Source organism: Vibrio sp. 10N.286.51.E5, from assembly GCF_041469125.1.
In the GTDB taxonomy this organism is placed as follows: domain Bacteria; phylum Pseudomonadota; class Gammaproteobacteria; order Enterobacterales; family Vibrionaceae; genus Vibrio; species Vibrio crassostreae_C.
Genome location: NZ_JBFRJZ010000019.1, coordinates 14,457 through 28,879 on the forward strand (window position 1 = coordinate 14,457; position 14,423 = coordinate 28,879).

A 14,423-nucleotide genomic window follows, 5' to 3' on the forward strand; every position below is an offset into this window, starting at 1 on the left:
CAACAATAAACAGACGCAAATACAACAACTAGGGATCTGGATTCCCGCATGAAGGAGTTATGCAATGAAAACCATGAAAAGCAAATTAGCAGTAGCTTTAATGGCAGCTGGCCTAAGCTTTAGTGCAGCAGCAGCAGATATTACCGTTGGCTACGCAGCTGACCCAGTATCACTTGACCCGCACGAGCAGCTGTCTGGTGGCACACTGCAAATGTCTCACATGGTGTTTGACCCTCTAGTACGTTTCACTCAAGAGATGGATTTTGAAGGCCGCCTAGCATCTAGCTGGGAGCGTGTTGATGAAACGACTTTCCGCTTCAACCTACGTAAAGGTGTGAAATTCCACTCTGGTAACGAACTGACTGCTGGTGATGTTGTGTGGACTTTTGAACGTCTACAAGCTTCTCCAGACTTTAAGTCTATCTTCACGCCATACGAAAAAATGGTAAAAGTGGATGACTACACAGTTGAGCTAGTATCAAAAGCGGCTTACCCACTAGTACTACAAACAGCAACTTACATCTTCCCAATGGACAGCAAGTTCTACTCTGGCCAAACAGCGGAAGGTAAAGACAAGTCTGAGCTAGTTAAGCACGGTAACTCGTTTGCTTCGACTAACGTTTCAGGTACTGGTCCATTTATCGTAACGCAGCGTGAGCAAGGCGTTAAAGTAACGTTCGAGCGTTTCAACGATTACTGGGACACAGAAACTGAAGGCAACGTAGACAAGCTAACACTTGTGCCAATCAAAGAAGACGCGACACGTGTTGCAGCACTTCTTTCTGGCGACGTTGATATGATTCACCCAGTAGCACCAAACGATCACAAGCGTGTTAAAAACGCTAAGAACATCGATCTAGTGACGCTACCTGGTACTCGTATCATCACGTTCCAAATGAACCAAAACAGCAACGAAGCACTTAAAGATGTTCGCGTTCGTCAGGCGATTGTTCACGCAATCAACAACGAAGGTATCGTTAAGAAGATCATGAAAGGCTTCGCAACAGCAGCTGGTCAGCAAAGCCCAACAGGCTACGCGGGTCACAACGAAGACCTAGTTCCTCGTTACGATCTGAAAAAAGCGAAAGAGCTGATGAAAGAAGCGGGCTACGAAGATGGCTTTACGCTAACTATGATGGCTCCAAACAACCGTTACGTGAACGATGCGAAAGTAGCGCAAGCGTCTGCGGCAATGCTGTCTAAGATTGGTATCAAAGTTGATCTTAAAACTATGCCTAAAGCACAGTACTGGCCTGAGTTTGACCTATGTTCAGCAGACATGATGATGATCGGCTGGCACTCAGATACAGAAGATTCAGCTAACTTCAACGAGTTCCTAACTATGACTCGTAACGAAGAGACTGGCCGTGGTCAATACAACTGTTCTGGCTACTCAAACCCAGAAATGGATGCGATCGTAGAAGCTTCTAACACTGAAACTGACCCAGTTAAGCGTGCTGAAATGCTGAAAGGCGTTGAAGCAACACTTTACAACGACGCAGCATTCGTACCGCTACACTGGCAAAGTGAAGCGTGGGGCGCGAAGTCTAACGTTGGTGCAGCAGACGTAGTAAACCCAATGGTTATGCCTTACTTCGGCGACCTAGTTGTAAAATAATCTAGCTTGCTAGAATCGAGAGCCTGAAGCTTTTCAGGCTCTCAAATTATTAAGATATAGATTTAAGTTTCGGTATTTGGTCTTCCTTCAGTCTGGCTAAATACCTTTTTTAAGACTGAATTTTGTTATCTAGTCGCGGATTTCGACTAGATAGTCATGGATAGATAAGGGGCAAGGAATGGTTACGTTTCTGGTCAAGCGCCTGTTTCAGGCACTGATAGTGATGTTTGTGATCAGTTTGGTGGCGTTTGCCATTCAGGATAACCTGGGCGACCCGTTGCGTGAGTTAGTCGGTCAATCTGTTTCAGAATCGGAGCGTCAAGCGCTGCGTGATGAACTCGGCTTAAATGATCCCTTCATTACAAAATACACTCGCTTTGTGGGCGCAGCTCTACAAGGTGATCTTGGTACTTCATATTTCTTTAAACGCCCAGCTGTGGACGTAATCTTAGATAAACTAGTCGCAACGCTTGAGCTTGTGTTCGGCGCTTCTCTGATCATTGTTTGTCTGTCGATTCCACTTGGCGTTTATTCTGCAATACACCCAAAAAGCTTCTTCACTAAACTGGTGATGGCGGGCAGTAGTATCGGCATTTCTGTGCCTGTTTTCTTAACCGCAATCATGTTGATGTATGTATTCTCTATTGAGTTAGGTTGGCTGCCGTCGTTTGGACGTGGTGAGACCGCAAACTGGTTTGGCTGGGAGTCTGGTTTCTTAACGCTCGATGGCCTTGCACACTTAGTGCTGCCGAGTATTGCTCTAGCATCTATCATGCTGCCTCTGTTCATTCGTCTAGTACGCTCTGAAATGCTAGAGGTTCTTAGCTCTGAATATATCAAGTTTGGTAAAGCAAAAGGCCTAGCGCTGAACAAGATTTACTACCAACACGCTTTGAAAAACACAATGCTGCCAGTACTAACGGTAGGCGGTGTTCAAATCGGTACTATGGTGGCTTACACCATTCTTACTGAAACTGTATTCCAGTGGCCGGGTACCGGCTTCCTATTCCTTGAAGCGATTAACCGAGTGGATACACCACTGATTACCGCATACGTTATCTTCGTTGGCCTGATCTTCGTAGTAACTAACACCATTGTTGACCTGCTATACGGCATCATTAACCCAACAGTGAACATCACAGGGAAAGGAGCATAATCATGGAACAAACAACAACAGCTCCATCTCGTTGGGAGCGATTCAAGCAGTCAGACATTCTGTACTACTTCTTACGTGACAAAGTGGCAATGGTGAGCTTCGCTATCTTTGCAGCTTTCCTTGTTATGGCATTAGCGGCACCTATTCTAGCGCCAACAGACCCGTATGACGTGACGTCTATCGACATCATGGATTCTGAGTTGCCACCATCTTGGATGGAAGACGGCGAAGAACGCTTCCTACTGGGTACTGATGAGCAGGGTCGTGACATCTTATCTACGATGCTTTACGGCTCGCGTCTGTCATTGACGATCGGTTTCCTAGCGGTAGGTCTTCAGCTGACTCTCGGTATCATCATTGGCTTGTCTGCAGGTTACTTCGGTGGTCGTATTGATAGCTTCCTGATGCGTTTTGCCGATGTTCAGCTTTCGTTCTCAACCATGATGGTTGCGATCATTGTCTCGGCCATCTTTAAGGCGAGTTTCGGTAGTGACTTCTACGCGCAATATGCGGTTGTTATGCTGGTGGTGATCATCGGTATTGCTGAATGGCCGCAGTATGCTCGTACGATTCGTGCATCGGTATTGGCAGAGAAGAAGAAAGAGTACGTAGAAGCGGCACGTGTGATGGGCTTTAGAGCGCCTCGCATCATGTTCCGCCATATTCTGCCTAACTGTTTATCACCGATTTTGGTTATCTCTACGGTACAGGTGGCAAATGCCATCATGTCAGAAGCGGCACTTTCTTTCCTCGGTTTAGGTCTTCCGGTAGACCAACCGTCACTCGGTGCCCTGATCAGTACTGGTTTTAACTACATTTTCTCAGGAGCATGGTGGATCACAGCATTCCCAGGTGTGCTTTTGGTAACATTGGTTCTCGTTATTAACCTATTAGGCGACTGGCTACGTGACGTGTTTAACCCGAAAATTTATAAAGGGTGATAGCCCGGTTTGATTTTTAGTAAAAAAAGTCACTAAATTAAGAGCCGTAAGCAATTACGGCTCTTTTTTTGCTTAATGGATCTGGAACTTAGTATTATTGACAGTGTCAATAATAGTTAAAATGGAATTCATGTTTTATCGACATAGATTCGGTAATAATTAGCCCGCAAGGGTTTAAGTGGTGGTTATGAAATTGACAATGAATGCTGTATGTCGTGCTGTGACGAGAAATTATCGTATGGGACTTATCGCTGCATCTCTTTTGGTATCGAGCCAAGTGAATGCAGAGTCGGTTCTATGTGATGCAACTCAGGCAAGCACCAACCAATTACCACAGCTAGAGCAATCATGTCCGATCGGTAAGGGCGTGTGGGGCAGTAAAGCACCAAAACGTCATTCAGATAACGAACTGTTTTGGGTTCAATGTGGCCTGCTGAACAAGCCTTTGTCACTGAGCCGAGCAAAGCCTCTGTATGAGAAGATCTCGACCAACGTTTGGATGAAGCCGGAAGGCGGAGACTACCGTTGCTTAATCGGACCTTATTCTACCTTCTCTGATGCGAGAAAAGACCTAGCTCAGGTGCGTAAGGTTTCTGGTTACGGTGAAGCCTTTATTCGTATGGTCGATAAGTCGAAAACCTCATCACAGCCTATTGTGGCAAAACCAGCAGAGCCAAAAGCGGTGACGCACAAGGCTCCTGCAAAAGTAGAAGCTAAGCCTGCACCGAAACCTGTGGCTACTAAGCAAGTGGCGGCGGTAGCGAGCGCTGCAGCAATTCAGACGCTACCAAGCGGTAACGCGAGTTCAGACAATGATCTAGAGATCGAGATTCGCGTGAAAGCAGACATTGCGGGTAGCCAATATGCTATTCCTTACCTTCTAGATCATCAACAACAGTTCTACATGGAGCAAGGTAAGCCTTGGAGCCGCCTAGATTACGATAGCGCTGAATTGGTGTGTAATCAGGTCAACATGAAGCTGATGAGTGAGAAGCAATGGCAAAGCATCTTGAGCTCAAAGGTTATGGAAAAACAGAACTGGCCAATGCATCTCCCTTATTGGGGCGCAGATAAGAAAGGTCTGTTTACCAACGGTAACGTCAACCAGTTGAAAGGTTCTTCATTGCTTAATGTGATGTGCGTTAAGTAACGACGACCGTTACCAAACCAAATAAGCCTCAGCCATTGCTGGGGCTTTGTTGTTTATACGCCTCTCTTTTTCGACATCGGTTCGACTTTTAGACACTCGTTCTTCAAGACGAATTTGATTAAAAATCGTTAAAAATTGTTCAAATAGCGCGGCTGATGCGTAGAAAACCATAACTCAAGCAATAAGGTGATTGAGATTATGAGTTTAAAAAAACGATTAGAAGACGTGGCTCCACGCTTTGAAGCCGGTGGTAAGTACGAAAAGCTCTACCCAGTGTATGAAGCTTTCGCGACAATATTCTATACACCCGGAAACGTAAACCGCGGCATAACCCATGTTCGTGACAGCATTGACCTAAAGCGCATTATGATTTTGGTGTGGTTGGCGACCTTCCCGGCAATGTTCTGGGGAATGTATAACGTCGGACACCAAAGCGTTCTCGCACTCACATCCATTTATCAATTAAATGAACTTGCCTCGGTTATCGAGAGTAGCTGGCGTCTGTCGTGGGCATTTGGTGATGCGCAGTCATTGATGGCAAGTGGCTGGGCAAGTCAGATGTTGCTTGGTGCACTCTATTTCCTACCCGTTTATGCCACGGTGTTTGTTGTGGGTGGCTTCTGGGAGGTCTTGTTTGCAGTCGTTCGCAAGCACGAAGTTAATGAAGGCTTCTTTGTTAGCTCGGTGCTGTTTGCACTAATCCTCCCGCCAACCATTCCGCTCTGGCAAGCCGCATTAGGTATCACTTTTGGTATCGTTGTCGCCAAAGAGCTGTTCGGTGGTACAGGACGAAATTTCCTTAACCCAGCCCTTGCAGGCCGCGCGTTTCTCTATTTCGCCTATCCAGCCAACATGTCGGGTGGGCTTGTGTGGGTTGCCGCTGACGGCTATTCAGGCGCGACACCGCTGAGTCAATGGTATGAAGGCGGCAGCACGTCACTCATCAATAACATGACTGGCGAGGCGATCACCTGGATGGATGCCTTTATCGGTAATATTCCAGGTTCGATGGGTGAGGTGTCGTCACTGCTTATCATGCTGACGGGGTTGATTCTGATAGCGATGAAGATAGCGTCTTGGCGCATTGTCGCCGGTGTGATTATTGGTCTCGTTGTGACATCTAGCTTGATGAATTGGATAGGGTCAGAAACCAACACGATGTTTTCGATGCCGTTCTACTGGCACTTTGTGTTGGGTGGTGTAGCGTTTGGTACCTTCTTCATGGCAACAGACCCTGTATCTGCCGCGTTTACCAATCAGAGTAAGTGGGCTTACGGGATCTTGATTGGTGTTATGACGGTCGGTATCCGAGTGCTCAATCCTGCTTATCCAGAGGGCATTATGCTGGCTATCTTGTTCGCCAACCTGTTCGCTCCGCTGTTCGACTTTGTAGTGAAAGAGCAGAACATTAAACGAAGACTTAAACGGACATCGCGCTAATCTAAGTGGTTAAAAGGGAAAGTCAATCCCATAAGAAAGGCTTGCATTGATGCAAGCCTTTCAATTTTTATCGCGATTGATTTGAGGTTGATTTAACTCCACTTCAAATCAATCTCGAAAGGTTGTGTGCTACCACAGTGTTCACCACACATTTCGTCGTAGGCGCTGTTATGAACCAGCATAGCTGATGCGACACCTTGGTCGCTAAAGTGATCGCGTGCTTGGTTAACACTCAAAAACTTCATAGGATGCTGGTGGTCATCTTTAATTAATTGCTTTTGCTCGCCAATAACTTGGTAAGCCAAGTAGATCCCGCCTTCAAATGATTCAATTAGTAGATTCATCACAAACTCCATTGCTGATCTAGATAGGTGGATATTTGTGTTACGTCGAATCGAGAACCAAGGTTCAAAGCGGGCATAAAAAAAGCAGGCACAAGGCCTGCTTCTAAAGAGAGCTCAACTAAGACGTTGATTATCTCATCGTAACACTGTACCAACACAGGTGGCTTCTGAAATAAATCTGGAAAGGCAAAAAGGAAAAGGTATTGGTGCCTTTTCCAGAAAAACCGACTTTTGAATCAATTTTTCCTAAAAATGTTAGATTCACTATATCACTTTCCAGAAATTTCACTATAGGTAACAATTCTATTTTTACCTGTCCTAAAATCATTTTTGCCCTCACCATTGCAAGTGGCAGCGTGAAGTCTAGATATAATTCCAATCTTAATCTGATAGAAACTCTACAAGTCACAGAATCCAATTTCACATATGATACGCTACTGAATGCGTTTGATTTGGTTTTAGTAAGGAAATTAATTGTCGATGATTACAACTAGAAAGTATCAGAATGAAAAGCCTGTTGATACTGACTTATTTAATGGGCAGGGGCACAAGCAAGTTGCCAAAGCGATTGCCAGCGTACTGATATCTGATAGTAGCCAGCACATCATCGGCATAGAAGGTAACTTGGGTTCAGGCAAAAGTACTGTAATCAGTATTTTGCAGCAGCAGATTGAAGATAGAGGTTTCCACGTAGTAACGTTTGATGCTGACCAATATCATAATACGCTCAAACCAGCGTTAATACAGAGTATCGAAACTGAGCTTGAGGCTTTAATAGGAAAAAAAGACAAATATAAGTTAGCCAAGCTTGGAAGCGCTGTCGAGATAGCACTCGGAAAACGTCTTGAATACACGAAAAACACTACCAGCCATATCTCTCTCTCGGCCATCATATTTGCTTTTTCCTTGGGTGTGTCTGCTTTACAAATAAAGTCCTCACTCAAGTTTTTGGCAGAGCTTGCTAAGGGTGTTCCTAGCTTAGACATGTTGAGTGGGTGGTTGTCTATCGCTTTATTCACTTCGCCCCTATTAGTCTATATAGCTTTAAGAGTTTTTGGATGTAAAACTCGTTTAGGTGACCTAGTGAAGCGAAATAGCACCGACACAATCAGTGAAACTGTCGATGTAAATCGAGAAGTTGGAGCAATTGAACTTAAAGAGGCTTTCGGGACGTTTTCCAACCTCATACCGAAAGGAAAAACTTTGTTGTTAGTGGTCGACAATATTGACCGCGTATCACCTGACACTGCTCGAGAGCTTTGGAGTGATATAGAGATATTGACCTCTCTTGGTAGCGAGCGATTTCGTATTTTGCTTCCATATTCAGAAGAACATTTAGCCAAAGCCCTTGAGAAAAGCGCTGTCGATGAGAGTCAATCTGGCAAAGAGTTTATAAGTAAACGTATTCCTGTTCCATTCTCAGCTCCTCCCATTGTTACTACAGGGTGGCGACGCCAGTTTGAGGTATATTGGAACGAAACCCTTCCAGACATAAAAGGACAAGAAGGTGTTAAAGATCTAATCGAAGTATGGGCACAAAAAATTACTCCTCGCTATCTAAAAAGTATCGTGAATCGTATTGGAGCTAAGATAGATAGTTGCCCTGAGCCTAACGAGCAATTAAGTGGTGTTTCATGTGCTGCTTATCTTATGGCAGTAAGGGACAACAAAATTACGGTTAATAGGCTTCTAAGTGATCCAAAAAGTGGTAAGTATAACGATGAGAACCCATCTGATATTGAGCGAAAACTTAAAGCCACTCATAAGCTACTTCTTAAGTTCGGTGGAGAGAAGGGGGAGTGGACTAAGCAAGTAGCAGCACTCCACTTTCAGACATCATTTACGATTGCACAAAGTGAGTTGATAGCTGAGCCGATTCGGACAGCGCTAAAAACTTATGACGCTGAGATGTTGGTAGAGCTTAGCTCATTACTTGGGTTTGATGTGCTATTTAGACAGCAACTAGCGGTTAAAAATGCAAGTGATTTAGTCAAAATAACAGACTCTTTAATTCAGGTAGACAATGGTACTGAGATTGTTAAAAAATACCTCAATGACATCAATCATGAGATCAAACACTCTGTAATTGAAGATTATGATTTTGATGAGGATTTGATCGAGAGTTATCGAAGCCTTCAAAGTAATGGCGTCAGTATAGATCGTAAAATAATCAATGAACGTCAAAAGCAAATCACAAAATCCATTAGGAAAATATGGAGGGTTATGGACTCTTTAGAGTCCCCTTCGGACATAAATGACGCTGAATATCAGTGGGATGACCTCGAAAAGGCAATTAAACAATGCTTTGCATTCTATCTGGTTACAGGCATATCTCCATATTTTGTCAATAAACCAACTAGTTCCTTTGTTGTTAATGCGCTCTTCCCTATTAAAGAGCAAATTAAAGAATGGAATGTACTTAAACTTATACAATCGTTGGCTACAGGTGACCTTGTTATTGCTGCATCTAAGCGTCAGAAGCTACTAGAGAGTGAAGATGCTATCTTCTCAGTGCTATTGGAGAAAAAGCGTATTGGTGATCTTGAGGAATTGGGTTCTGAAGACTTTTTAGCTGATATCAACATAAATTCGACTGAAGAGGACGTACTGATAACCACGCTTCCTTTTACCAATCAGTGGAATGAACCTCAAAATAAGACTTGTTACCAGCAATTAGTTAGTGGACTTGAAAGCCATAAAAGCTCTGGCTCTTTAAATGAGGCTACATTAAACGCTTATACTGCTATGTGTGCAGCGTCTTTAGTCAACGAGCTAAATCCGACAGAAAATGTAACAGCTAGGCGACCGAATGGTCAAAATCACCATAAGCAGGCTGCTGTATGGCTGTCAGAAAAATTAAAAGATCAACCTGATTTTTCTCAACACTTAACGGATTACCTAAGCTTTTGTAGGTTCGATAAAATTATAACTTGGTGTAAAGATAATACTGTAGGCAGCTATCTACTACCTCATCTAGAGGAACTTATTGATAGTCATCGCATCAATAGAATGAATGTTGGTTCTTTACTAACTGGTGATTATGTTTTTTTGAAAGAAAATACTGAGAATTTAACACCAAAAGAAATTTTGAAATGGATGGAAGGTTGGCATATCCGTGCTAAGGATCCTTTGAAATGGGATCAAACGGTTGTAGAAGATATTATCCAGTGTAAGTCATCCCCATTCTTATCTGTACTTAGTAAGTATTTTGATAATCCCAATGTTACGAAAGAAGATTGGGTGGAAAGAGCCAAAGAGAATCATCCGGTATTCAACAAAGTAGCTCATTACCTTCACAGTAATAGCTGTATTTTGGAGTGTCAAAAAACGCTTCAACAAGCCCTCAAAGTTTTTCCCGAAGGGCACCACAATTACAGTGTAGAGTTGGTACAAATACTGACTCACCTTATAGATGGAAATCAGAGAAACGGAATGCGAATAAGCCTGACGTCTACTTTCTTTAAGAGTGATACGGCTCTCGAAAAACGATATCGAATAATCAGATACTTTGGTTCGCTAATCAACATGCCGACTATCAACGATAGTGCGCTAGAAATTGAGGTAACAGCGCTACTCGATGACTCGATTAATAATGGTCACAAAGATGAAAGGGATTGGCTATTGGAACAGCCTGTAGATGGGGCTGGTTGGAATATAACCAAATGGTCGCTAGATGGCCTGAACGCACTTTATGATGTTTTGAATGATCATCCTGATATCAAGAAAGGTAAGCTAACAGCTGCTGTTGCTAATAGAGTTAATGAACTTAAAGACAATGATAAGGCTGATAGCGCGGCTTAGTAAAAGAGCCAGAAGTTGGTGCCTTGCTTAAGTGAATCTTATATCGATAGATTGGCATGTATTTCGCTTTTTTAAGCGAGGCTTACCCTTTAGAGTTATTCATATTTCAGTTTTCTCATAAAGAGCTAACCTTTGATTGTGCGAAACTCATTTTTCCAGAACCTTCCATAATTGGCACTTCGTAACTCTGAAGTGCTTTTTCCCGCATACAGTTTGTCTTTCCATGTGTTCATGACTCTATCGGAGGGTTAGCCTTTGAACTATGGCATCGGCTGCTTCTGCACTCTACGCAATGATGAAAAATTGGATTGGCTTCTCCGTACATTACCTATTCGTGAAGAACGAGCATGCCGCGCTAAACGCAAAGCAGGGGGACATTGCTACTATGATATTTGCACGCCTCATTCAAATCGCACTGAGACTCCTATTTTTATATGGTTTGAGCACCTGCGTGGAGAACCATGACTCAAATGCCTTTGATTACTGCGCACCTCGGATTGACTGTTAAGTTACGGGAGAAGTGTGTGTGGACAGATCTTTGATAATGTTAACTACTATATCCCGTTAGTCTAAAATGGCTTTGGTAAAAAGGTGCTTTGGGATTCGCGAACATCTTTAGTAGTGACGCTTTAGTTGCGATGAATACTGATTGTGTATTGTTCCCTTGCCGTGTCGTCAATACGGTACGCAGAGAATAAGTCACATCAATATTTAAAGGAGCAAGTGAGTCGCAATTTACAAACCATAATAACGATTTTTTGCTTCCATTTTCGATAGCTTCAAGAAAACCTAAATTTTCTTTTGCGGATAATGCAGTCGCAGCATTGCTGTATTCAGAAAAGTCCAAATAGTGAACACTGATATCTTTTTTTTCGGCAATTAGGGTGGCAACTTTAATGAAATCTGGGTGGATTATTGACGAATCAGCGGTAGAGATTCTAAAGTCCATATCCCATGCATTATGCACAAAAGTTTCAGGAGTTATTTGATGTTCATGAAGGGCGCTTTTTTTGTTCTTATTCAATCTAAACTCTGGCTAGGTTGTATTGGTTACTTTAATAGAATAAATCATGAGCAGCCAATGTACCATCAGCCATACTGAGATCCGCATTTGTGGCGTTTACCTAGCATTGCTATGACTCAACCAGTACAGGTGGTTCCTGAAATTTAACTACTGCTGAGAATCTGACCTAGAGATAGAGCTTGTTTTTAAGTGTGACTCTCGAGCCTGTCTCAGTCTCTAAATTCTACTTTCTTTGTTATTTGGCGTGGATGAGTAGTTAGTCAGCTCCGAAAGTAAGATCCAGTACTTCCCGAAAGTAAGATCCAGTACCCCCGAAAGTAAAGAATTTTCTACCCCAACAATATCATCTAGCCCTCGTGTTTTTAATACGGCTTTTAATTTTATTATTAATAATAATCAATAGGTTAATTATGAGATGTGTTGCTTTGTAACTTGTAATCTAACAATTGAGCTATAAGTTCATCTGTATAAAAAGTTAGATTTAGATAAGTTTATCTGTCAATCAGGTGGACGATTGAACCTTTAATCTACTATGGGTTGAGTTGGTTCTTAGAGGGTTAATTAGAATTTAAATGATGAAAAGCCAAGTTAATCATTCACTCCCTTTATGTGTCGGTATCACTCAACTCACTATTGTTCCCCAGTCGCTTTGAGTTCTTCTAGCTACTAATTTTTTGATCCAGTAGATATATTCCTTTAGTTTTATATGTCAAAATCAATGCAATAAGTTGGTTATGGAACAATTAAATGAACACGATTTCAAAAGCTAAAAGTCTATCTCGCTCTTTGTTATACCGAATGGCATGGGAAACCCAGTGCAAGCCTTTGTTACATCTCAATTCAATCAAAACTGGCCTCGGTACTGAGCGTACTCTAGATAAGCTATTTGGAGACTTCGGTGACGAAAAATATGCTCAAAAGTTCCTTGAACTATACGATGGCTACTACATGCAGTCTTTGCTGGCCGGTAATCGAACGATTAAGATCTTCCAGTTGTCGGCAGATAAGTTTGAAGCTGTTAATAATGCTTATGCTGGCGCGATACCAGCAAAAGGTATAGATACAGATTACTTCCCTTACTACATTGATGACGAGCGTGTGGATGATCTTGGCAGAGATACAAAGCTAACTAAAGTTATGCAAGTGTACGAAAAAACATATTTCTTCTTCTCTACAAACCGCTCAATTACAGAAAAGAATGACCTGAGTGCAAGTGTCTATGGTGACAGTCCAGAAATAGTTGAATTTCTAGAAAAGTTCTCTAAGGTTACGGCATTCTCAGATCAATCAAGACAATACATCGATATTGTATGCTTGAATGCGAAGGACAATACTCTTGAGCTTCGTCTCGATACATCATCGGCTGTTGCTGCGAAAGACATCAGTTTGCTATTCAGAAGTGTACAAGAAGCGTTTATCGAACTTGTTCCTGAAAGGCTGGATTTTGCGGTATTCGTTAATTCAACGAACTTCTTTCCATTAGTGAAAAGTGTCTGCGGTTCTGAGATGTGCAGAGTTGTTGAGCTAAGTTTTACCACTGATGATGGCTATATCCATCATGAGCGTGACCGAAATGGTTCAAAAGGTGGAGATGTTCGTATGGGAGAGTTCCACAAGGGTGGTGTTGAAAAATGTGACATCAATCCATACAGAATTTCAGCTCGATGGGCAGGCAGCTTCTCCGCTGAACTACAATATGAATACGAAGTGTCGTTAAATGCGAGTGTTAGAGAACTCAGTAAAACAGGTGGTGGACAACTTAATCATGCGATTGTGTCTATGTGTCCATGCGAAACAGATTTAGATGCATTACTAGATATCTTGAAGACGCCAAATGAGCTACCAGAAACTGCTTGAAACAGTCAGAACTGACTTGGAGAGTATGCCGAACTTAGTTTCAGCATGCGAAATGATTATTGATAATATTAGCCAAAAGGATGCTAAGGCTTGGCAGCACCTGACGTTTGCATCAATCAATAGTCTCTCTGACTCTATGCTCGAGCCACATGATGTAGTTCGAATTACTCAATATCTAGCCGGTGAGCGAGTTGGGCTTTTTAAAACTGGCTTTGAGTACATAGGTGACGAAGGTCAGTTTATTCTAGATAGTGAAAATAGCTATTGTGCGTATCATGAAAACGCTATAGCGCACCCTGAAACAGGCAAATTAATTGAAGATGTTAAAAACGATGTTTTTATGTTCTTCACTGTCGACGAAGGGGTTCTAAAGTGAAACCGATAGAATTTGAAGATATGTCAATCGGTCAATTGGCTGCGCTAGAGACAATGATGCCCGAGATTGGCGGTTTTCCTAGTAGGGTCATTGCTTTGCGTTCTGGTTATGATAATTGGTTGGCACGACTTTATAAGGATCTTGATTACATTATTAAAGAAGTAATCTTTCCTTCTGCAAGCTATCGACAAGATGACGGTGAGGATCGTTTCAACCTCGAAATCGGTAACTCTTTGAAGCTCATGGGTTATCAGGCCTCTCACGACAGGTGGAATAACGGTCACCCAGATATTTTTGTCGAAAGTCCTGGTTATGGCTTCAAATGGACTGGTGAGTCAAAGATTCATAGCACCTACGATTATTTACTTGAAGGTTACAAACAACTTTGTGAGCGCTATTCATCTGGTTTTGAACATCAAGATCAAGGCGCAGTTTTGGTTATTACGAAGAATGTTGATATCAAGGCTTTGATGGAAAACTGGCGTAAGAAGCTAGCGGATGATGTTGATTATCAAGCTGTGGGGGTATCAGTTTATGATTGTAAGTTCGATAAAGCGTGCTTTATGTCCTCTCATAAACACAGTGTGTCGGGTGAGGAATTTGAAGTCAGACATGTACCGATAAGTATAAGGTTTCAGCCGACTGATAAGAGTGCAATGAACCGAAAAAAATGAATTTAAAGGCTCTGGGTTAGAGCCTTTATTCTTGAATGAGTA

Annotated in this window: 11 protein-coding genes; 9 read left to right on the plus strand and 2 right to left on the minus strand. The window is 42.5% G+C overall.

Going from position 1 to position 14,423, the window contains the following annotated elements:
- Positions 1–64: 64 nt before the first annotated feature.
- From AB4161_RS06335 to AB4161_RS06355, 5 genes are all read left to right on the plus strand, one after another.
- On the plus strand, positions 65–1,618 hold the full coding sequence (locus AB4161_RS06335) for an ABC transporter substrate-binding protein (protein WP_372083029.1): 1,554 nt from the start codon (positions 65–67) through the stop codon (positions 1,616–1,618).
- 178 nt (positions 1,619–1,796) lie between these two features.
- The gene (locus AB4161_RS06340; RefSeq protein WP_017060134.1) at positions 1,797–2,774 is read left to right on the plus strand and encodes an ABC transporter permease; all 978 of its coding nucleotides are present in this window, start codon (positions 1,797–1,799) and stop codon (positions 2,772–2,774) included.
- A 2-nt stretch (positions 2,775–2,776) separates the two neighbouring features.
- Positions 2,777–3,715 (plus strand): ABC transporter permease, encoded by a 939-nt coding sequence (locus tag AB4161_RS06345; RefSeq protein WP_017060135.1) that lies wholly within the window; start codon positions 2,777–2,779, stop codon positions 3,713–3,715.
- 187 nt (positions 3,716–3,902) lie between these two features.
- The gene (locus AB4161_RS06350; protein ID WP_029235875.1) at positions 3,903–4,865 is read left to right on the plus strand and encodes an SPOR domain-containing protein; all 963 of its coding nucleotides are present in this window, start codon (positions 3,903–3,905) and stop codon (positions 4,863–4,865) included.
- 198 nt (positions 4,866–5,063) lie between these two features.
- Positions 5,064–6,305: an NADH:ubiquinone reductase (Na(+)-transporting) subunit B gene (locus tag AB4161_RS06355; RefSeq protein ID WP_372083030.1), complete on the plus strand. Its 1,242-nt coding sequence runs from the start codon at positions 5,064–5,066 to the stop codon at positions 6,303–6,305.
- Between the two features lie 92 nt (positions 6,306–6,397).
- On the opposite strand, the gene AB4161_RS06360 is transcribed toward AB4161_RS06355, so the two are convergent.
- A complete protein-coding gene (locus tag AB4161_RS06360; protein WP_017067233.1) occupies positions 6,398–6,649 on the minus strand; it encodes a DUF6482 family protein in 252 nt (83 codons plus the stop codon).
- A 480-nt stretch (positions 6,650–7,129) separates the two neighbouring features.
- Between AB4161_RS06360 and AB4161_RS06365 the strand changes: the two genes are divergently transcribed.
- The gene (locus AB4161_RS06365; protein ID WP_372083059.1) at positions 7,130–10,450 is read left to right on the plus strand and encodes a P-loop NTPase fold protein; all 3,321 of its coding nucleotides are present in this window, start codon (positions 7,130–7,132) and stop codon (positions 10,448–10,450) included.
- Positions 10,451–10,997: 547 nt separating this feature from the next.
- Here AB4161_RS06365 and AB4161_RS06370 read toward each other — a convergent pair.
- On the minus strand, positions 10,998–11,474 hold the full coding sequence (locus tag AB4161_RS06370) for a hypothetical protein (protein WP_372083031.1): 477 nt from the start codon (positions 11,472–11,474) through the stop codon (positions 10,998–11,000).
- A 747-nt stretch (positions 11,475–12,221) separates the two neighbouring features.
- Between AB4161_RS06370 and AB4161_RS06375 the strand changes: the two genes are divergently transcribed.
- The 3 genes from AB4161_RS06375 to AB4161_RS06385 are packed head-to-tail and all read left to right on the plus strand — an operon-like array spanning position 12,222 to position 14,381.
- A complete protein-coding gene (locus tag AB4161_RS06375; protein WP_372083033.1) occupies positions 12,222–13,331 on the plus strand; it encodes a hypothetical protein in 1,110 nt (369 codons plus the stop codon).
- Positions 13,309–13,707 (plus strand): hypothetical protein, encoded by a 399-nt coding sequence (locus AB4161_RS06380; RefSeq protein WP_102271232.1) that lies wholly within the window; start codon positions 13,309–13,311, stop codon positions 13,705–13,707. Before AB4161_RS06375 ends, AB4161_RS06380 begins: the two co-directional genes overlap by 23 nt.
- Entirely contained in the window at positions 13,704–14,381 is a 678-nt protein-coding gene (locus tag AB4161_RS06385) for a hypothetical protein (protein ID WP_102271231.1), read from the plus strand. The genes AB4161_RS06380 and AB4161_RS06385 overlap by 4 nt, the downstream gene beginning before the upstream one ends.
- Positions 14,382–14,423: the final 42 nt, after the last annotated feature.